The organism is Persicimonas caeni, assembly GCF_006517175.1.
GTDB lineage: Bacteria > Myxococcota_A > Bradymonadia > Bradymonadales > Bradymonadaceae > Persicimonas > Persicimonas caeni.
In genome coordinates this window covers 2,554,484-2,574,058 of record NZ_CP041186.1, presented here as the reverse complement: position 1 = coordinate 2,574,058, position 19,575 = coordinate 2,554,484, and the positions used below count along the sequence as shown (strand labels likewise).

Here is a 19,575-nt window from a genome sequence, read left to right as displayed (position 1 = left end):
GAAAGACAAGGGGCGCGGCATGCGGCCTCCCCCGAAGCCGTTTGCCGCGCCCAGCGTCTGTTACCCCCGACGGTAACTACCTACCAAGCATTGGCATAAGTCGAGGTATGACAAGGGGAATCACCGTCACTTAGTACAGAGTCAGGGGTGACGGCACCGCCGTGATAACCGGGACCTTGTACTTCAGGCAGTCCGGCTTGCCGACCAAGCCCTCGGTATAGCCGGCGAGAATCTCGCCTTTGCCGAGCAGCTTGTTGCGGTCGATGTCGTTGGCGTAGGGGAATTTCAGGTCGTAGATCCCCTTGGTCAGCGGGGTGTTCGGTTTCAGCTCGACCTTGTAGGCGTATTGTCCCCAGTTATCGACCGGCTTGTAGCAGGCCTTCTCGCCGTTGGCGATCTCTTTGGGCAGCCCCTCCAGGTACTCCATGAAGCTGAAATAGGACATGTCGAGCGGGCTATCGAGCTCGGTGTTCTGGTTGGCGTCGTCACCCGAGATGATCACGCCACCACCATTCTCGCGGAAGCGACGCAGCTTGATGTAGGTCTTCTCGTCGTCGATCGGGTAGCCCGGGTTGGTGAACCAGACGATGTCGAAGCCGACCAGGTGCCAGGCGCTCAGCCCGTCGTGCGGCTCGACGATGCGCACGACGTCCTTGAAGCCCGCCTCTTTGAGCAGCCCCTCGATGAACTTGGCCTCGAACTCGTCCTCGCCGTTGGTGTTGTCGTCCTGGACGATGAGGATGTCGGGTTGCTCGTTGTAGCCGTTGGGGTTGACGAAGTCGACGGCGTTGGCCGCCAGCTTCTTCGCTTGCGTGCGGCTCATCCCTTTGTACTTGTTGGGCCACTTGTCGTGCGGGTCGTCGAGATCGGCGCCCAGCGTCAGACCGATGAAGCTCATCGCGCCGGGGATGCAGTCGTCGATCGAGTGGGTCACGAAGTGGCGCTCGGCGCGCGACTCGTCCGGGTTGACGTACGGGTCGGAGTGGTAGTTGTCCTGTTCGGCGAGCAGATCCTCGATGGGCACGCGCTTGTAGCTGTCGTCGCTCCAGGCCAGGTCTTTGACCACGACCTTGTAGTTCTTGGTCTCGGCCATCCGGCTCGGAATCGTCACACAGTGAGTCGTCTTGCCGGTCTGCGGATCGTAATGCGGCTTACCGGTCGGTGCCGGCAAAAAGCAGCCGTTGTCCAGACCCTTCCAGTAGAAGCGAAGCGGGTCGTTGTCCGGGTCGGACGCGGTGGCACAGACCCGCACTCCGGCGCCCGAGCACATGAACTTCTCGATGTCCAGATCGTCGATCTGGGGCGGGTGGTTCAGCGAGGCGACCACGTCGCTGGTGCGGCGAGCTTCCCCGCGGCACTGGCTGATGAGGTGCGTCTCGGTGAAGGCCTGTTTAATGGCCTTCTGGTTGCGCTTGACGGCCACCGCGCAATCCTCGGAGCGGTCGCCATGTTTGTCGACCGGGATGGCTTTGACGTCGTAGCAGCCGTAGGGCACCTCGAACAGGTAGTCCGAGAAGTGGTGCTTGGAGTACTGGTCGTAGCCTTCGTCCTTCGGTCCCCCCTCGAAGGTTTCGTTGCCACCGGGCAAGAACATCTCTTCGAGGTCGGCGTAGCCCTTGTGCTCTTGGTACGGGTGGACCGTGTCGCCGGTCTTGCAGTTGACGCGGGTGAGCTTGAACTTGAAGCCCGCCACGTCGGTACCTCCCAGAAGGTCGGCGCTGAGCGCCATCTGAGAGTTGGCCGTCGGCAAGGAGGTCCCTCCATCCTCGTCGACGTTTCCACAAGCGCTGGCAGTCAATCCCAGCGTCAAACAAGCAGTAAAAATTAGCTTGAGCTTCATGATGTGTTTCTCCTCATGTGTGTGCTGCACGTACGGCAAGCTCCCCCAAGCTGGCAGCACAAAAGTGTGAGTATTCAGACATTTCACTACATCACTACTGCTCCTCTCTTACGGACGAGGACGTGCGTCTACCTCATCGAGCCTCCTTCCGGCCGAGCACAGGGCTGCGGATGCCGGTCGGCGGCAGAGTGGGGCCGCGGAAGCCTCGGTGGCGTCCGGTGGGCAGTCGCGCACAGATGCGCATGCCTCGGAGTGGCCGAAGCCCGTGCAGGCAAGTCCCCCCTGCCTGGTCGAGTGAATTGAAGAGAGCGCGGCGAGCGAGCCCCCAATAGAGAAACTAGCAACTAGTAAAATTGCCTGCTCGCCGCGCCGGGGGACGTCGCCCCCGAGCGTGAGCAACCTCGACCGCATCGTGGCGGTGCGTACTCTCGATGAGCCGTTCGGCGGGAATCCCCATTCTCGCCGCCGGCCCTACTCGTGGCTGCTACACCATCGATTGTGGGGAAGCTCAGGAAATAAAAAAGCATTTTTGGTGATATTCGTTGACTTAATTGCGGTTGAAGGTGCTGCTCGGACCGAGCAGAGCCGCATGAACACTGGGCGAGCGCCGGACCGCTCGTATTCGAAGGACGAAAGAAAAATTTTCGATTTTCTTCTAAAATTTGACTGCTTTCCGCAGAACCCAATTATTGCGGCTTCCTCGTCAACAAGGTGTACGAAATCGGCCGGTTTTGCTATGGGAAGGGTCCCACGACTACAGACTATGCCAGACGGGAGCGCACCATGAGCGTCAGTGTTATCGAAAAGCACAGCCCGGTGACGGGTGAGAAACTCGGCGAATACCACATCAGCACCCCCGACGAGGTCGAAGCTGCGGTGGCGCGGGCGCGAAGCGCGTTTCCGGCCTGGCGCGATCGCAGCCTCGAAGAGCGTTTCGAGGTGCTCGACCGCATCCGCGAGATCATCAAGGACCGCGGCGAGGAGTTCGCCCGGCGGATCAGCGCCGACACGGGCAAGGCGCTCTTGGACGCGTTGATGACCGAGATCTTGGTCGTGCCGCTGTTCATCGACCACTACCGCCGGCGCGCCTCGAAGATCCTCAAGTCCAGAAAGATCTGGCCGGGGATGCTCTTCCCGGGCAAGAAGGCCCACGTCGAGTACTTTCCGATGGGGGTCATCGGGGTGATCTCGCCGTGGAACTTCCCCTTCCAGTTGTCGATGGTGCCGGTGTTGTCGGCGCTCATCGGCGGCAACACCGTGGTGCTCAAGCCCTCGGAGGTCACCCCGATGACCGGCGAGCTGATGAAGGAGCTCTTCGAGGCCGCTGGCGTCCCCGAAGGCGTCGTCGAGGTCGTCCAGGGCGACGGGTCCACGGGCGCGGCGCTCGTCGAATCGGACATCGACATGGTCTTCTTTACCGGCTCGGTGGCCACCGGCCGTAAGGTCATGGCCGAGGCGGCCAAAAAGCCGATCCCGGTCGAGCTCGAGCTCGGCGGCAAGGACGCCATGATCGTGTGCGCCGACGCCAACCTTCGCCGCGCTGCCAAAGGGGCGGTGTGGGGCGCGCTGATCAACGGCGGGCAGATGTGCATCTCGGTCGAGCGGCTCATCGTCGTCGAAGAGGTCTACGACGAGTTCGTCGAGATGGTCCAAGAGGAGATCAACAAGGTCAAAGTCGGCGACACCCCCGACTCCGACATGGGCGCGATCACCTTCCCGCCCCAGCTCGAGATCATCGAGGACCACGTCAACAAGGCGGTCGAAGCCGGCGCCAAGGTTCTGTGTGGCGGCAAGCGCCTCGAGCGCGACGGCATGTTCTATGCGCCCACGTTGATCACCGAGGTCGACACGGACATGGACATCTACACCGAGGAGACGTTCGGCCCGGTGTTGCCCGTCATCAAGGTCAAAGACGAGGACGAGGCGATCAAGCTGGCCAACGAGCACCAGTACGGGCTGACCGGCTCGGTGTGGACCAGCGACCTCGACAAGGGCAAGCGCCTCGCCTCGCTCATGGAGTGCGGCCAGGTCGGCGTCAACGATATCGTCCAGTCGGTCGGCAACCCCAAGCTTCCCTTCGGCGGGGTCAAATCGAGCGGCTTCGGCCGCTACCACGGCGACGAGGGCATCCTCACGTTCATGCACGCCAAGGCGGTGATGGTCTCGAGCGGGCGCGCCGACAGCGAGCCGGTCTGGTTCCCCTACCATGGCAAATACGAGCACATGACCGAGTTGTTCAACTCGCTGCTCGAGGGCAAGTGGTTGGGCGTGGGCAAGGCGTTCGTGCAGCTTCTTCGCAAAGGCGACTAGGTCCAGTCGAGTGACATCTTCCTCCCCCGCGATAGCGAGGGGCGGAGCGAGGTGGGGCGTCCCTTTCCACGAAGCGTCAGCGTAGTGGAGAGGGAGCACAGGGAGGGGCCTCCTCCTGAGTCCTCCTCCACTTCGCTACGCTACGTGGAAGAGGACGCCTCTCCTTAATCCTCTCCTTCCTTCCGCTTCGCTGCAGGCGGAGAGGAGACCCTCGCTTTTTCAAACCCTTCGATTTTCATTGCTTGACACCCCCGAATATCTCTGTATCGTCGCCTTTAGACCAGCTGGTCTAACCTGTCAGTCTAACCCTAAGGTCTAACTGGCTGGTCCAACTCGAAAGTCTAACCATGAGGTCTACCCAAGATGGCAACGTCCCGATTCGACAACCTGGACCCTGACAAGCAGGGCCAAATCCTCGACGCCGCCGCCGAGGAGTTCGGCGAGAAGGGCTACGAGGCCGCCTCGATCAACCAGATCATCCAGAAGGCCGGCATCAGCAAAGGCTCGATGTACTACTACTTCGAGGACAAGCGTGACCTGTTCGACACCACCCTGCGCTACGCTACCGAGCGCATGCTCGCCATGACCGGCGGGTTCGACGTCGACGCGATCACCGCCGAGAACTTCTGGGAGTACCTGCAGGACTACAGCCGGCGCTCGCTCGACCAGCTTCGCAACAACGAGCTGTATATCCGGCTGGCCAAGAGCTTCCATCAGGTCATGGAGCCCAACGATCCCGAGGCGCCCGGCGCCGAGACGATGGAGTGGGGAAAGCAGGTCATGCGTGAACTGCTCGAGCGCGGACGCGAGTTCGGCCGGGTGCGCACCGACCTGTCCATCGACTTTCTGATCCAGTTGGCCATCGCGGTCGACTCGGTCTTCGACCACTGGCTCTTGGAGCGTTGGGGCGAGTGCAGCGAGGAGGAACTCCAAGAGCTCATGGAGCAACATATCGACGCGATGAAGAGACTATTGAGCCCCGCATCCAACGTGGAGGTAACGCAATGAAACGAATGAAACTGAAAAGCCTGTTGCTCGTAGGCCTGATGCTGGCGCTGGGTGCGCCGGCGCTGGCTCAAGACGATGGCGACAAAGCCAAAACCGCCAAAGCGCAGAAGGCGAAGGAACAAAAGCTGCCGTCGGTCGAGGAGGTGACTGACAAGCTCGATGATCTGTACCGCGCCGATTCGTCGCACGGCACCATCGAGATGACCGTGGTGACCGACCGCGGCAAGCGCACCCTGCAGATCGAGCAGTGGACCCGCGGCGACGATCAGGCCTTGATGGTCATCCGCAAGCCCACCCGCGAGGCGGGCACGGCCACGCTGCGAAACGACGACGGCCTGTGGAACTACGCCCCGCGCGCCGACCGGCTCATCCGCATCCCCTCGGGCCTTTTGAGCGACAGTTGGATGGGCAGCCACTTCACCAACGACGACCTGATGCGCGAGACGAGCTTCGAGGAGGACTACGAGACGAAGCTGTCGTGGGCGACCGTCGACGGCACGCGTTACCTCAAGGAGACGCTGACCCCCAAAAAGGGCGCGCCGGTGGTCTGGGAGAAGATCGAGTACCTGATGACCGCCGACGAGTGGTTGCCCGTCGAGGCCTCGTACTTCGACGACGGCAAGGTCGTGCGTGTCATGAAGTTCTCGAACATCAAGGAACTCGGCGGGCGCAGAATCCCCACCGTCATGGAGCTTCTGCCCCAGACTGGTGAGGACAAAGGCGAGAAGACACGCGTGGAGTACAAGGAGATGGAGTTCGGCGCCGACGTGGACAAAGGCATGTTCACCAAGCGCGGGCTGCGTCGCGTGGCGCGTCGCCGCTAAGCCAAGACGCTCAGCCAGCAGGCGCTAAGGAAGTCCGACATGATTACGAAATTAGCTTGGAGAAACCTCGCCAGGAACCGCTGGCGAAGCATTCTGACCGCCGCGGGCGTGGCCGTCGCCGTGGGTCTGATGGTCTGGACGATGGCCTATATGGAGGGCTTCTTCGGGGCGATGGTGCGCGGAGCGACCGCGCTCGACACCGGCCAGGCGCTCATCCAGCGCAAGGCCTACGTCGACGAGCCGTCGATCTACGAGGCGTTCGCCCTCGAAGAGGGCATGCTCGAAGAGGTCGAGCAGACCGAAGGCGTGCGCGCCGCCGCCCCGCGCATCAACCTGTACGGGCTGATCGGCAACGAGCAGCGCTCGCAGGTCTCGAAGCTTCTGGGCGTCGACGCGCAGGCTGAGGCGGCCGCCACGCCCATCACCGACGCCGTCGTCAAAGGTGAGTGGCTCAGTGACGACCCCGAGCCGCCGCCCGCTCCGCGCGAGGTGGTCTTGGGCGAGGGGCTGGCCCGCCAACTCGAGGTCGATCTGGGCGCCGAGCTGGTCGTCTTTTTGGAGGCCTCCGACGGCTCGCTGGGCAACGATCTTTTGAAGGTGGTCGGCGTCGTCAAGACCGGCAACTCCATGGTCGACCGCCAGGCGGCCTACGTCCACCTGGAGGACGCCCAATACGTGGGCGCGCTCGACGGGCAGGTCCACGAGATCGTGGTCAAGACCGACAACCCGGCCGAGGCCGAGGGGGTCGTCGCCCAGATGGCCCCCAAAATCGACGCGTACGACACCGACGAACACGACCTGGTCGTGCGCTCCTGGCAACAGGCGCGCCCCCAGATCGCCCAGATGCTCGAGCTGAGCGACGCCAGCAATATTGCGATGTTCTTCATCCTCTACCTGCTCGCCAGCCTGGGGCTTTTGAACACCCAGCGCATGAGCGCGCTGGAGCGGCGCCGCGAATTCGGCGTGATGATGGCCATCGGGGTGACGCCCCGGCGCCTGTTCATGGTGATTCTGGCCGAGACGCTCCTGTTGAGCTTCGTCGGCGCGCTCGTCGGCACCGCCCTGGGCGGTGGGCTGGCCTGGCACCACGCCGTCAACGGGCTCGACATGACCGCCTTTGCCACCAACACCGACTTTACCTGGATGGGGATCTCGTTCTCCGAGCGCCTCTACTTCGGATTGAACGCCGAGATCGTGCTCGAGCCGCTGCTCGTCATGCTCGGCGTGGCGATTCTGTGTGGGCTGTGGCCGGCGGCCAAGGCCATCGGGATCGATATCACCTCGGCCATCGCGGGGAGGAACTAAAATGCTGAAATTAGCCTGGCGCAACTTGTGGCGCAATCGCCCCCGTACCCTGATCATCTGCTCGGCGATCATCCTGAGCTACGCGCTGATGCTGGTGTCGATGGGCATCAGCGAGGACACCTACACCAAGATGCTCGACGCCGCCGCCGAGGGCGCAGGTGGCGAAGTGCTCGTGCACGGCGACGGCTGGTGGGAGACCCAGTCGAGTGACATCGTCATCGAACGACCCCAGGCCGCGCAAAAGGCGCTAGAAGGGGTCGCAGGCATCGACGCGGTCATCCCGCGCGTGGTCATCAACGGCCTGGCCACGAGCTCACGCGGCAACGAGCCGGTGCGCCTGATGGGCGTCGACCTCGACCAGGAGGCGAAGCTCGCCGACCTCACCGAGGACCTCGACAGCGGCGAGTTCTTCTCCGACGAATTCGACCATCCCATCGTGCTGAGCGAGAAGCTCGTCGACAAACTCGGCCTCGAGCGCGGCGACAAGGTCGTCTTGACCGCCTCGACGCCCGACGGCGAGGTGACGCGAGCCCTCTTTCGCCTCGACGGCATCCTCGACGCGGCGGGCATGGGGGAGAGCATGGCCTACACGACCCTGGCGGCCGCCCAGAAGGCGGTGAGCATGGAGGGCCAGCTGACCCAATTCGGCCTGCTCACCGACGAGGCGGTGGCTCACGAACAGGTCGCCGAGCGCGCCAAGACCGCCCTCGAGGGCCGGGGCTTGGAGGTGCTCACCTGGCAGGAGGCCGTCCCCGAGATGGTCGGCTTTATCCAGATGGATGAGGCCTTCGGCTACATCTACATGATCGTGGTCTTCATCGTGGTCGTCTTCGCCATCGCCAACACGTTTTTGATGGCGGTCATGGAGCGCGTGCGCGAGTTCGGCCTGCTCAACGCCATCGGCATGACGCCGGGGCGGGTGGGTAAGCTGATCTTCTGGGAGACCGCCCTGATGGCGACCATCTCGATCGCCATCGGCTTTGGCATCGGGCTGGGCATCCACCTGTATATCGCCGACGTCGGCATCAACACGGCCGAGATGTACGGCGTCGACATGGAGCTCGCCGGCGTCAATATGAGCGACATGATCATGCGCAGCGAAATCAACCCCGTTAAGTGGCTCGGCGCGACCGCCACGGTGTTCCTCTCCGTGATGCTCAGCGCGGCCTATCCCGCCTGGCGCGCCTCGCAAATGGCCCCGGCAGAAGCAATGAGGTTCTACGAATGAGTACGCAAAAGATGGCAGACACATTGATCGAAGTGCGCGGCATCGAGCGCATCTACAAGCAAGGCGAAGTCGACGTGCACGCGCTTCGCGGGGTCGACCTGGACATCGCCGAAGGGGAGTTCACCGCGCTGGCCGGGCCGTCGGGCTCGGGAAAGACCACGCTTTTGAACGCCATCGGCTGTCTGGACACGCCCACCGCGGGCAACGTGCGCATCGACGGCACCGACGTGACCGGCTTCGGCAAGACCGAGGGCGCCGAATACCGCATGGAGCACGTGGGCTTTATCTTCCAGGCCTACAACCTCATCCCGGTCTTCACCGCCTACGAGAACGCCGAGTTCGTCATGATGCTGCAGGGCGTGCCCGCCGCCCGGCGCAAGCAGCGGGTGAGCGAGTTGTTCGAGCGCGTGGGCCTGGCCGGCTACGCCGACCGCAAGCCCCACGAGCTCAGCGGCGGCCAGCAGCAGCGCGTGGCCGTGGTCCGCGCGCTCGCAGCCAAGCCGCGCATCGTCTTGGCCGACGAGCCGACCGCCAACCTCGACAGCGAGACCTCGGCGTCGCTTCTCGACCTGATGCTCGAGCTCAACCAGGAGCAGGGCGTCACGTTCGTCTTTTCGACCCACGACGACCTGGTCATGGACCGCGCCCGGCGCATCGTGCGCCTCGACAGCGGCAATATCGTGGGCGACGAGCGCAAAGAGCTCGTCGCTTCCTAAAGGTGGCCCCTCGAGGGCATGAAGTAGCGACTATGAAGTATCTACAGTTGTTGATTGTCTCGCTCTTGTTGGCGTCGCCGGCCGCAGCGTTCGCGCGCATCCCGGTGGTGGGCGACGCCGACGAGGACACGAGTTTTTTGGAGCTGGGCGGCTACGTGCAGTCGGTCTCCGGGGTGCAATACCGCACCTACGACCTGCCCGAGCCGTTCGACGATTCGAGCGGGCTCAACTCCGAGGTCATCCGCTTGGAGTGGTCGGGCCAGCTCACCGACAAGGTGCACTTCGAGGTGCACAACCGCCTCTTCTTCCAGACGATGAGCGGGCAGGGCGCGCTGGGCACCGGCAACGTCGTCGGCCTGGGCGCGACCGCCCAGCCCGACCGCACCCTCGACCTGTCGACGAGCCTCATCGGTGAGGACGGCCTCATCGAGGATCGCGACGACGCCGGGCTCTTGCTCGACCACGACATCGACCGCGCCGCGGTCACCGTCTACACCGACGCCGCCGACATCACCGTGGGCCGCCAGGGCATCACCTGGGGCCGGGCGATGATCTTTCCGGTCGCCGACCTGTGGACCCGGTTCAGCCCCTTCGAGCTCGACCAGACTCAAAAGCGCGGCACCGACGCGGTGCGCGTGCTCGCCTACCCCGACTTCTCGACCGAGCTCGACTTCATCGTCGCCGACAAGGGGAGCCTCGAGGACCTGTCGGGCGGCGCGCGCTGGGGCAAGACCCTCGACTTCGGCGACGTCTTCGTCGCCGGCGGAAAATTCTGGAACGAGCTCATCGTCATGGCCGGCATCTCGGCGACCAAAGACCACTTCCGCGGCCGCCTCGAGGCCGCCGAGCCCTACGACATCGACGAAGGCGACTTCGACCTGCCGCGCGTGACCGTAGGCGGCGACTATATCGCCGCCGACATGCAGCTCTCCCTCGAATACCACTTCAACGGCGCCGGCGCCGACTCCCCCGACGGCTACCTCGCGCAACTCCAGAGCGACGTGTTCACCCGCGGCGAGTCGTATTTTCTGGGCCGCCACTACGTGGGCGGGCTGCTGTCGTACTCGGGCTTCGAGCGCACGAACCTGTCGCTGAGCGTCATCTCGAACGTGGGCGACCCGTCGTTCATCGTGGCCCCCAACTTTCGCTACATCTTGTCCGACGAGGCCGACATCAACGTCGGCGCGTTTCAAGGGTTCGGCGAGGACCCCGAGGTCGACCTGTTCGGGGGCGGGGCGGACGTCAATAGCGAGTATGGGACGTACGGGGGGTTTGTGTTTACGCAGTTGCGGGTGTTTTTCTGATTCGCGACGCCTTCCCCCCTGCTTCGGTCGCGCTACGCGCTCCCTACGCAGGGGGCTATCAATTCGGGTAACGCCCTCCGGGCTCGCTTTTCGTGGGCCCTGCACGATCCACCACATGTCGTATTAGATGCGCGTTGCCCAGACGTTCCGAATGGCGAAGGCCTTGCTCCAACCCAACACCTACGCCACCAGGAGCGCGGAGCGCGAAAGCCCCGAATTGATAGCCCCATGCGAAGGCGCGCCTTATGCGCCGAAGCTTGGGGATAGACGTCGCGAACCCAAAACATGCGCCACCAGGAGCGCGGAGCGCGAAAGCCCCGAATTGATAGCCCCATGCGAAGGCGCGCCGTTCGCGCCAAAGCTTGGGGATAGACGTCGCGAACCCAATCCCTACGCCACCACGAGCGCGGAGCGCGAAAGCCCCGAATTGATAGCCCCATGCGAAGGCGCGCCTTACGCGCCGTAGCTTGGGGCTCGTGTCGTCAGGGGTGGGTGCGATCCCTGAAATGGTCGTAGTGCACCGCTACGAATTCCGGCTCACCGCTCTCTTTGATCTCGGGGACGTACTCGCCGAAGAAGGCGATGGCGTTGCTCGACGGGAAGTACTCGAAGCCGTCCTGGCGGCTTCGGGGGACCCAGCGGCCGTCGACGTAGACCCTCAAGCTGCTCGAGATTGGGGTGTTGGGCAGCCGGAAGACCTCTCGACCTCCGGCGGCGTCGACGATGAGTTCGCCCAAAAAGTTGGGGGTGCTGCAGAGCGAGTGGTGCGCGCCGCCGGTGGCCTGGGAGAGTCGGCGGTAGGAGGCGCCGTCGGCCGCGCCGCATTGGCTGCCGTCGCCGACGAGCGCATAGACGTAGGAGGTCGAGCGGAAGAAGTCTTCGTAGTCACTCAACGCCTGTTGGCCGGCGGTGCTGTCGAGGTCGGTCTGCTCGAAGGTGTACGCCTCGTTGTCGGTGGCGAAGATTGTCACGACTTGGGCGTCGGGGCGCAGTTTCTCGTCCGGCGGGGGCGGCGAGCTTGCTTGGCCGTTCATGAACTCGAGGCCTTCGCGGGCGGCTTCGAGCCCGCGGCTCGGTTCGGCCGACGGTGCGACGGTTACGGAGTCGAGCGCGGCCAGAAAGGAGGCCTCGTCGGTCGTCCAGCCCGCGTTCGTCAGGCGACCTCCGCGAGCGCCTTCCATGGTGGTCACGCCCATGCGGTAGTCGATGTCGACGTGGGCGAGGTCGTCGAAGAGCTTCTCGGCGCTGGTGCGCAGTTGGGCGTAATCGTCGTCCATCGAGCTGCTGTGATCGACGACCCAGTAGAAGTCGGTCTGCGGCCGCTCGCGCGGCGCAAATAGCCAGCAGCGGGTGGATCGGCCGTCGGTAATCTCGGCCACGCCCGTCGCGTCGGTCAGGTCCTTCATGCGCCGGCGCACTCGCGCCTCGGCGTCGTAGAGCGAGGAGGGCGCCACCGCCGCGGTCACCAGCGTCTGGTGCTCGCCCGAATGGTGCTCGCGCTCGATGGCGGCGATCTGGACGTCGAACGCGGTATGCTGGCCGCTGGCAGCCTGCGGCAGCCCGCTGACCTCGTCCACGCCGAACGGGGCGAGCGCGAAGAGCACGTCGTTGCGAAACGCGTCTGTCGAGCGCGGCGCGGTCGACGAGAGCCGGAAGCGTCCGATGCTGGCGAGTTGGTGGTCGTGCGTTCGGAAGCTCGTGCCGATTTGCGCGTCGTCGAGCGTCCCCAGCCCGGCCAGGGCCGTACGAAAGCCGTCGACGGTGGCCGACGGGTCGGGCGACGAGGCGCTCGGGGTGTACGACAGCAAGAAGCCGGCCACGTGTTGGGAGGCGTAGACCGCGGCGTCCTTGCGGTTGACGGGCAGGCCGTTGGCGTCGACCTCGAGGCCGTCGATGCTCAGGTCGGCGAACTCGGAGACGGCGGGCGGCAGCGCGAGCCGCCAATCGCCGAAGTTGCGGCCGTCGACGTCGGGGTCGTCACTCGTGACCGGCTGCGAGACGTAGACGGCGAGCGGCTCGGACTGCGGTGATTCGCAGGCCGTGGCGACCCATCGATCGGAGTCGATGGTGCCGTCACCGAAGGTATCCGGCTTCGTGGGATCGAGGCCGATATCGACCTCGAAGCCATCGTCGAGGCCGTCGTCGTCGGTGTCCGGGTCGTTCGGGTCGGTCCCCCGCAGGCGCTCCTGCAGGTCGGTCAACCCGTCGAGGTCGGTGTCGGGGTTGCAGACCTCGGTGCCGAGAAGCTCCTCCTCGCAGTCGAGCAACCCGTCATAGTCGCAGTCGGCGGTCGGATCGTCGCCGCATTGGTCGGTGTCGGCGTCGGTATCGGCGTCGGCCTCGGCATCGGTCACGTCAGGCGCGTCGGACGGATCGGCGTCGGCGGGCGCGTCGGCGGTGTCGGAGGCGTCGAGCGCGCCGTCGACCTCCCAGGTATCGCCGCCATCGGCGTCGGTCTGATTCGGCTGCGCGTCGTCGCTGCAACCCACGAGCAGGGCGAGCATCGAGATCGTGGCGAGGTGTACGACGTGGGTGCGCATACGACATCCCCCAAAGGTGGGCGTGGTGGGTGATTCCTTTGGGAGTGTACGCGTTGCGCGGGCGCGACTCAATCATCCATCCCCCAGTCCCCCAGCTTCGGTCGCGCTATGCGCTCCCTACGCAGGGGGCTATCAGTTCGGGTGACGCCCTCCGGGCTTGCAGTCCGGCGGCCCGGCACGACCCACCACATGTCGCATTCGATGCGCGTTGCCCAGACATTCTAAAATGGCGAAGGCCTTGCTCCAACCCAACACCTACGCCACCAGGAGCGCGGAGCGCGAAATCCCCGAAGTGATAGCCCCATGCGAAGGCGCGCCTTATGCGCCGTAGCTTGGGGGAGGCCTCAACACCCCTCCACCGGCTCATACAGATCTTCCATCAAGGTCCCCTCCTCATCCGCCCGGCGCAAATCGGCGGCCAATTTGTCGGGTACGGGCAGGTACAACTCGACCTCGACCAACGTGCCGCGGCACGCTTCCGAGAGGTGCTCGCCGACGCCGATGCGCACCGCCACGGCGTTGTCGTCGAGGCGGTGGAAGGCGAAGGGGCCGCCGATGGTGTTGTCTTCGTGCAGGAGCACACATTGGTAGACGCCGCCCTCGTTGCGCGATTGCTTCCACTCGGGGGAACGCTCGAGCGCGGTTTGGACGGTCTTTTTGCCGAAGAGGTCGGCCGGGGTGACGGCCTTGCCTGCCCGGCTCAGGTCGATGGAGATGAATTTGGTGTCGGCCCAGCCGTGGGCGCCGCCGCAGTAGGCGTACATCGACCATTCGAAGGTGACCACCGTGCCCACGATCGAGAGCAGCTTGCCCGACTCGGTCCACTCCATGCAGTCCATCGAGTCGCGGTACAGAAAGTCGTCCATCGAGACGGTCTGGCCGTCTTTGGTCGCCTCGAACCAGGTCGAGGAGTACTCGATGGTCCAGCCGGCGCGCTCGACGGTGCGCATGTGGGGGCGCGTATCGGCGTCCGGAGTCTGCGCGCCGGCGGTGGTGGGGAGCAGGGCGATGAGAAGCGCGAGAGTAGCCAGCAGCGTTTTCATTGAGAACCTCCGAAGTCGGTGTCGTCCATTCGACACTTTCGATTGTCCACAGTCGTTTGCGCCGGGGATGACCGGGAGGTGCAAAGGGTGCACATCATTTGTGCAGATCCGGTGCAGGCCTGCCGGAGCCTCACTTCGGCGTGGAAGCCACGCACAATATCCCTACGATTTATGTGGAGAGGGACGATGGAGTGCCCGATTTTGTCGAGGAGAGGCGATATGGCTCGACCGCACAGACCCAAGGAGGCGGAGGACTCGGCGCCGCGGCCTCCGTCGGAGGCGCACGAGACCTCCGGCGGCGATCATCCCGGCGAGCGATTGGCGGCGATCGTCAACTCTCTCGATGTCATCATCTGGGAGTTCGACGCCACCGAGCTGAGCACGACCTACGTGTCGCCCCAGATCGAGCAGATGCTCGGCTACACCGTCGACGAGGTCTACGAGGAGCCGAATCTGTGGAAGGAGCTCTTGCACCCCGACGACCGCGAGCGGGTGGTCGACACCTGCTTGGAGCACACCCGTCACGGGCGCTCGCACCAGCTCGAGTATCGCATGCTCGAAGCTGGCGGCGAGGTGCGCTGGGTGCGCGATATTGCCACGTACGTGCCGTGCGACGGCGAGCCCGACCGGCTGCGCTGCGTCTTCATCGACATTACCGAGCGTAAAGAGGCCGTGCTTCGCCTCGAGGAAAACCGCGAGCGGCTCGCCGTCGCCCAGCGGATCGCCCACGTGGGCGACTGGCAGTGGGATTTGGAGACCGACGAGATCGAGTGGTCCGACGAGTGCTACCGCATCTTCGGGCTCGCCCCGCAGTCGATGGAGCTGACCTACGACAAATTCTTGAGTTTGTTGCCCGAAGAATCGGTCCCCGAAATCGAAGCCACGGCGGTGCGGCTTCTGGAGAGCGGCGACAGGCATGCGATGAATCAATATTTTGTGCTTCCGACCGGGGAGCCGCGCATCCTCCACGCCGAGATCGAGGTGATGCGCGACGAAGACGGTACGCCCTACAAGGTGCGCGGCACGGTCCAAGATGTCACCGAGCTTCGCCGGGTCGAGGCGCTGCATCGTCGCCTGGGGCGCATCCTGGAGCACTCGTCGACCGAGGTGCTCGTCTTCGACGCGGAGAGCCTGCAGATCACTCGAGCCAACCAGGCCAGCCGCCACAATCTGGAGTACTCGGCCGACGAGCTCGAAGAGTTGAGCATCCTCGACGTGCTCCCGTCCTCGCCGCGACGACGCTTCGAGCAGCGTCTGTGCGAGGTCCGCGAGGAGGGGCGCGACGTGGTGCGCTTCGACACGTCGGCCAAGCGATCCGACGGCTCGAAGTATCCGGTGTCGGTGCAGTTGCTGTACTCGGGGCTCGATCTCGAGCCGGTCTTTGTCGCCATCATCGAGGATACGAGCACCCGCGAGGAGGTCGACCGGCTCAAGGACGCCTTCTTGGGGCTGGTCAGCCACGAGCTGCGCACCCCGCTGACGCCGCTCGACGGGCTGCTGGAGGTGATGAAGCGCGAGATCGACGCCGACGAGCAGCCGCGCCTTCGCCGCATGGTCGAGCTGGCGCATTCGAATACCCACCGTCTGCTCGAGGTGGTCAATAACCTGCTCGACCTGCGCCGGCTCACCAGCGAGGAGGGCATCGAGCTCGAGCGCAGGCCGTGCGACCTGCGCGAGGCGATCGATGACTCCATCGCCGAGAATCAAGCGCTCTTCTTCGGACGCAGCTTGTCGTATGCGTTGGGCCTGCCCGAGGAGCCGCTGTGCACGCGCGTCGACAGGCGGCGCATCGTGCAGGTGCTGACCAACCTCATCTCCAACGCGGCCAAGTTTTCCAAGCCGGGTGGCCGCGTCGAGATCAACCTGGTGCGCGACGAGGGCCAGGCCGAGATCCAGGTGCGCGATTACGGCGAGGGGATCGCCGAGGAGTTCCAACCCTACGTCTTCGACAAATTCACCCAGGCGCACACTCCCATGGAGCGCAGTTACCAGGGCACCGGCCTGGGTCTGGCCCTGTCGAGAAAGCTCGTCGAGATGCACGACGGCGACATCTCATTCGAGACCGCGCTCGGCGAGGGGACGACCTTCTTCGTGCGCCTGCCGTTGACCTGAACCGCCGGCCTTGCTTTCCGATCCAAGCCCATCAATAATCCTCCCGATTTTGCCCAATATTGAAGTTCGGGAGCCATCATGCCGCGCACTGTCATCTGTATGCCCACCTACAACGAGGCCGAGAATATTCGGCCGATCATCCAGGCCATCCACGCGGTGGTCCCCGAGGTGCACGTCCTCGTCATCGATGACAACTCGCCCGACGGCACCGGCGACATCGCCGACGAGTTGGCCGAGCGCGACGAGCGCATCCACGTGCTGCACCGCACCGAGAAAGCAGGGCTGGGAAAGGCATATATCGCCGGGTTTCGCTGGGCGCTCGAGCACGACTACGAGCGCGTGGTCGAGATGGACGCCGACTTCAGCCACCAGCCCAAATACCTGCCCGAGATGATCGGCCAGCTCGACCACTTCGACGTGGTCGTCGGCTCGCGCTACGTCGCCGGCGGCGGCACCGAGGACTGGGGTCTTTTGCGAAAGGTGATTTCACGCGGCGGGGGCATCTACTCGCGCGCGATCTTGGGGCTCGACGTCCAGGACCTGACCGCCGGCTTCGTGGCCTGGCGCGCCGAAGCGCTCGCCAGCCTCGATTTGAGCGACGTCGAGGCCTCGGGCTACGTGTTCCAAATCGAGATGAAGTACCGCGCCCACAAAAAGGGCTACCGCATTCTCGAAGTCCCCATCGTCTTCCCGGATCGCATCGCCGGCGAGTCGAAGATGACGCCGGATATTGCGGCGGAGGCGTTGTGGCGGGTGTGGAAGATTCGGTTCAAGGTGTGATGGGGGCATTGCAGGTTCGCAACGGCCCCCCGGGGACGCCTTCGCGCCCCCGGCCCCCGCGCGAAGCCCACTCGATCCGAATCAGCGAGGAGGCGTGGGGGGCGACCGATCGGGAGGATCGTCAAGAAAACAAAAAGGATGTAATGATTTTGTTCGACCAAAAACAAACCGGGCACAAAGCCTGGAAATCATTACATCCGGAGACGATCATGCCAGACACTCGCCTCAATGTCAGCCTCCAAAATCACGAGCGTTCCGAGCCGCAGCGAGCAGTGCCCGCTCACTTCAACGAGTATATCGTAGCCTGCGAGCATCTGCGCGGTGAGGGCATTTTCGACGAGATCGAGCAGCAGTTTCGGCTCGACCGAAGCGGCTACCAGTTTATCGACGCGGTGCTGGCGGGGCTGGCCTTTTTTAGCGCCCAGCCCACGTACTCGGGGCTTCGTGGGATGCTCGACGAAGTCAATGGCCGAGGGTGGTCGCAGGCCCTGGCAGCGGCAGGGGGGCGAGACAGGCTTTGCAGCCAGGCATCGATGTCGCGCGTTTTGGGCGACATTCCCGAGGAGATGGCGTGTCGATTCAAAGAGCAGTTGCTCGGAGCATGGACCCCGGCGGCGCCTTTTTCGGCCTACGAGGCTGTGCTGTGGCGCGATTGCACCGGGCAGTCCTGGCACGGCTTCGCCATCGATGGGCGCGTGCAGCCTTTTCGACGCCGGGCGCTGTGCGAGGGCGAGGAGTACCCGCCCGCCCGCCGTCGGGTCGACAGCTTGGGCGCCAAACCGGGCTATTCGGGCCGAAAGCGCGCCGACGTCCAGATGGAGACGTCGATCTTGGAGCATCTGGGAAGCGGGCTTTATCTGGCGATGAATTATGCGGCCGGAAACGGCCAGCTCAGCGATGACTTTGCGCAGGGCCTGGCACTGATAGAGCGATGGGCCAACGCCCGCGGGCTCGAGCCCGGCCGGTGTTTTCTGGCCATCGACGGCCACCAGGGAGGGTTTGCCCAGCTGCGCGCGGCGCTTCGCTCGCCGGTGCACTTTTTGACCCGGCTTCGTTACTACGAGCCGCTCAAAGATCCTGCGGTGCGCGCTCAGCTGGCCCAGCAGACATGGCAGAAGGTCGACGATTCCCGAAGCGGCCCCCAGCGCTGGGCGACCGAAATGGGCGACTACTGGCTTGGTGACGCTCGGGCCAGGCTGGTGGTCAGCTGCTTTGAGCCGACCGACGGCAAGAAGCGCGGCGCCGGATGCTTTGTCGACGGGCTTCAGTACGAGGTCTACGCCTGCGATCTCGACCCGACGGCCTATCCGGCCGCAGAAGTCGTCACCACCTACTACGCCCGGGCCGGCCGCCAGGAAAACGGCTTTGCCCGACTCGATCGGCACATGGATCTGGAGAAGATGTACTCGGATTGCGCGCCCGGCCAGCAGGTCATGATGGCGCTGGGGGTTTGGCTACACAATTTCAGGGCCATTAGGGGCGCCGAGCTCTTCGGCGAGCTCGAGCCTATCGACGTCGAGGCTGCGCCGCGCAAGCTCGAATCGGCCGACACGCTGCCGCTCGCGCCGACCGGTGCCCCCGCACCCCACGCAGCCCCAGCGGCAGGCCGTCCGGAGCCGGCCTCGCTCGCCGTCGGCTTCGAGGCATCGCACGCCTGGTGGCAGGGTGTCACCCGAAAGGTCGAGCAGCGCATCGGTGGGCTCGATGGATTCAGCTATGACGCTCAAACCCGCCAGATCGGCTGTGCGAAAGGCGCCTATCTGGGCCTGTCCGGAATGCGCCAGCGCGGCGGCCGTGTGATCGTCAGATTCCGCATCGGCTCCCCACAAGCCTGCCAGGGCTGCCCCTTCCGCCGCGAATGCACCTCGTCGACGTCGCCGACCTACAGAAAAGAGATCGAGATTCACATGCCGCCGCCAGCCACGCTGGGTGCGCACGACGAGCCAGCTGCGATCCAAGGCCAAGATAAGGCCGCTGACGCGCCGACGCATGGCAGTGATCCCGCTGATAAGGCGTCGCCCTCAACGGCCCTGCTAGGGCTTAGACTGTCGATTCCTGACGACTTGCCCGAACCCGGCGACCTCCACATGCGTCAGCCGGTACTGGTCGCAAGCACCTTTCGCAACGCCTTTCGAAAAGCTGCTCGAAGCCTCAAGGTCGAGGTGACAAAATCTCCACCGGATTCCTCAACTCGCCACGTAGACTATCTGGCGATGACCGCCGCACGTCGCCAGCGACGCCGGAAAACCTGGGACGAGCGGCTACAGTGGAACAGCCTGCCCCAGCAGGCCAACATAACAATCGCCATCAGAGCCCCCTTAACTGCCGCACGTCTTTTACCGGAGGCAAATACCCCCGCATCGGATCCCCCCTTTCAAAACAAGGCGAATAGGTGATCCGAATCGAGTGGGCGAAGCGGCGGGGGCCTTTATGGTCGGCCTATCACACGTGGTTCAGTCTCGAATATTCGTCTCTGAACCACGTCTGCCAGAGCAACCATATAGCCCCCCGCTGCTCCGCGCGGGGGGCGGGGCGGCGAAGGCCGCCCCGGGGGCCGGTCAGCCT

General features: G+C 64.3%; 13 protein-coding genes. 10 read left to right on the top strand and 3 right to left on the bottom strand.

Translation table 11 applies throughout. The features are described 5' to 3' along the window. Positions 1 to 130: 130 nt before the first annotated feature. Positions 131 to 1,840, bottom strand: a complete 1,710-nt coding sequence (locus FIV42_RS09510; protein ID WP_141197452.1) for a hypothetical protein — start codon at positions 1,838 to 1,840, stop codon at positions 131 to 133. Positions 1,841 to 2,623: 783 nt separating this feature from the next. On the opposite strand from FIV42_RS09510, the gene FIV42_RS09505 reads away from it, so the two are divergent. From FIV42_RS09505 to FIV42_RS09475, 7 genes are all read left to right on the top strand, one after another. Next, positions 2,624 to 4,150, top strand: a complete 1,527-nt coding sequence (locus FIV42_RS09505; protein ID WP_141197451.1) for an aldehyde dehydrogenase family protein — start codon at positions 2,624 to 2,626, stop codon at positions 4,148 to 4,150. Positions 4,151 to 4,513: 363 nt separating this feature from the next. Then, complete coding sequence (locus FIV42_RS09500; protein WP_141197450.1) at positions 4,514 to 5,158, top strand: TetR/AcrR family transcriptional regulator; 645 nt, start codon at positions 4,514 to 4,516, stop codon at positions 5,156 to 5,158. Beyond that, positions 5,155 to 5,982, top strand: coding sequence for an outer membrane lipoprotein-sorting protein (locus tag FIV42_RS09495; RefSeq protein WP_141197449.1), 828 nt, complete (start codon positions 5,155 to 5,157; stop codon positions 5,980 to 5,982). The genes FIV42_RS09500 and FIV42_RS09495 overlap by 4 nt, the downstream gene beginning before the upstream one ends. 39 nt (positions 5,983 to 6,021) lie before the next feature. After that, the gene (locus FIV42_RS09490) at positions 6,022 to 7,287 is read left to right on the top strand and encodes an ABC transporter permease (protein ID WP_141197448.1); all 1,266 of its coding nucleotides are present in this window, start codon (positions 6,022 to 6,024) and stop codon (positions 7,285 to 7,287) included. Position 7,288: 1 nt separating this feature from the next. Further along, the gene (locus FIV42_RS09485) at positions 7,289 to 8,515 is read left to right on the top strand and encodes an ABC transporter permease (protein ID WP_141197447.1); all 1,227 of its coding nucleotides are present in this window, start codon (positions 7,289 to 7,291) and stop codon (positions 8,513 to 8,515) included. Positions 8,516 to 8,526: 11 nt separating this feature from the next. After that, positions 8,527 to 9,231 (top strand): ABC transporter ATP-binding protein, encoded by a 705-nt coding sequence (locus tag FIV42_RS09480; RefSeq protein ID WP_174769493.1) that lies wholly within the window; start codon positions 8,527 to 8,529, stop codon positions 9,229 to 9,231. 32 nt (positions 9,232 to 9,263) lie between these two features. Then, positions 9,264 to 10,535, top strand: coding sequence for a hypothetical protein (locus tag FIV42_RS09475; RefSeq protein ID WP_141197445.1), 1,272 nt, complete (start codon positions 9,264 to 9,266; stop codon positions 10,533 to 10,535). 482 nt (positions 10,536 to 11,017) lie between these two features. Here the strand turns inward: FIV42_RS09475 and FIV42_RS09470 are convergent, their stop codons facing one another. Further along, positions 11,018 to 13,075 (bottom strand): VWA domain-containing protein, encoded by a 2,058-nt coding sequence (locus FIV42_RS09470; RefSeq protein WP_141197444.1) that lies wholly within the window; start codon positions 13,073 to 13,075, stop codon positions 11,018 to 11,020. A gap of 344 nt (positions 13,076 to 13,419) precedes the next feature. Next, positions 13,420 to 14,118 carry a hypothetical protein gene (locus FIV42_RS09465; RefSeq protein ID WP_141197443.1) on the bottom strand — a complete coding sequence of 233 codons (699 nt, stop codon included), beginning with the start codon at positions 14,116 to 14,118 and terminating at the stop codon, positions 13,420 to 13,422. A 219-nt stretch (positions 14,119 to 14,337) separates the two neighbouring features. Here FIV42_RS09465 and FIV42_RS09460 point away from each other — a divergent pair, with 219 nt between their 5' ends. The 3 genes from FIV42_RS09460 (at position 14,338) to FIV42_RS09450 (ending at position 19,406) form a co-directional block, all read left to right on the top strand. Then, positions 14,338 to 16,230, top strand: a complete 1,893-nt coding sequence (locus FIV42_RS09460) for a sensor histidine kinase (RefSeq protein ID WP_168210525.1) — start codon at positions 14,338 to 14,340, stop codon at positions 16,228 to 16,230. Between the two features lie 78 nt (positions 16,231 to 16,308). Further along, positions 16,309 to 17,010: a polyprenol monophosphomannose synthase gene (locus FIV42_RS09455; RefSeq protein ID WP_141197441.1), complete on the top strand. Its 702-nt coding sequence runs from the start codon at positions 16,309 to 16,311 to the stop codon at positions 17,008 to 17,010. A gap of 209 nt (positions 17,011 to 17,219) precedes the next feature. Then, positions 17,220 to 19,406: a hypothetical protein gene (locus tag FIV42_RS09450; protein ID WP_141197440.1), complete on the top strand. Its 2,187-nt coding sequence runs from the start codon at positions 17,220 to 17,222 to the stop codon at positions 19,404 to 19,406. The last annotated feature ends 169 nt before the right edge of the window (positions 19,407 to 19,575 follow it).

Bases quoted from the DNA above. Each gene is read 5' to 3' on its own strand.
- FIV42_RS09510 (WP_141197452.1), bottom strand. From the start codon at position 1,840: ATGAAGCTCAAGCTAATTTTTACTGCTTGTTTGACGCTGGGATTGACT.
- FIV42_RS09505 (WP_141197451.1), top strand. From the start codon at position 2,624: ATGAGCGTCAGTGTTATCGAAAAGCACAGCCCGGTGACGGGTGAGAAA.
- FIV42_RS09500 (WP_141197450.1), top strand. From the start codon at position 4,514: ATGGCAACGTCCCGATTCGACAACCTGGACCCTGACAAGCAGGGCCAA.
- FIV42_RS09495 (WP_141197449.1), top strand. From the start codon at position 5,155: ATGAAACGAATGAAACTGAAAAGCCTGTTGCTCGTAGGCCTGATGCTG.
- FIV42_RS09490 (WP_141197448.1), top strand. From the start codon at position 6,022: ATGATTACGAAATTAGCTTGGAGAAACCTCGCCAGGAACCGCTGGCGA.
- FIV42_RS09485 (WP_141197447.1), top strand. From the start codon at position 7,289: ATGCTGAAATTAGCCTGGCGCAACTTGTGGCGCAATCGCCCCCGTACC.
- FIV42_RS09480 (WP_174769493.1), top strand. From the start codon at position 8,527: ATGGCAGACACATTGATCGAAGTGCGCGGCATCGAGCGCATCTACAAG.
- FIV42_RS09475 (WP_141197445.1), top strand. From the start codon at position 9,264: ATGAAGTATCTACAGTTGTTGATTGTCTCGCTCTTGTTGGCGTCGCCG.
- FIV42_RS09470 (WP_141197444.1), bottom strand. From the start codon at position 13,075: ATGCGCACCCACGTCGTACACCTCGCCACGATCTCGATGCTCGCCCTG.
- FIV42_RS09465 (WP_141197443.1), bottom strand. From the start codon at position 14,118: ATGAAAACGCTGCTGGCTACTCTCGCGCTTCTCATCGCCCTGCTCCCC.
- FIV42_RS09460 (WP_168210525.1), top strand. From the start codon at position 14,338: ATGGCTCGACCGCACAGACCCAAGGAGGCGGAGGACTCGGCGCCGCGG.
- FIV42_RS09455 (WP_141197441.1), top strand. From the start codon at position 16,309: ATGCCGCGCACTGTCATCTGTATGCCCACCTACAACGAGGCCGAGAAT.
- FIV42_RS09450 (WP_141197440.1), top strand. From the start codon at position 17,220: ATGCCAGACACTCGCCTCAATGTCAGCCTCCAAAATCACGAGCGTTCC.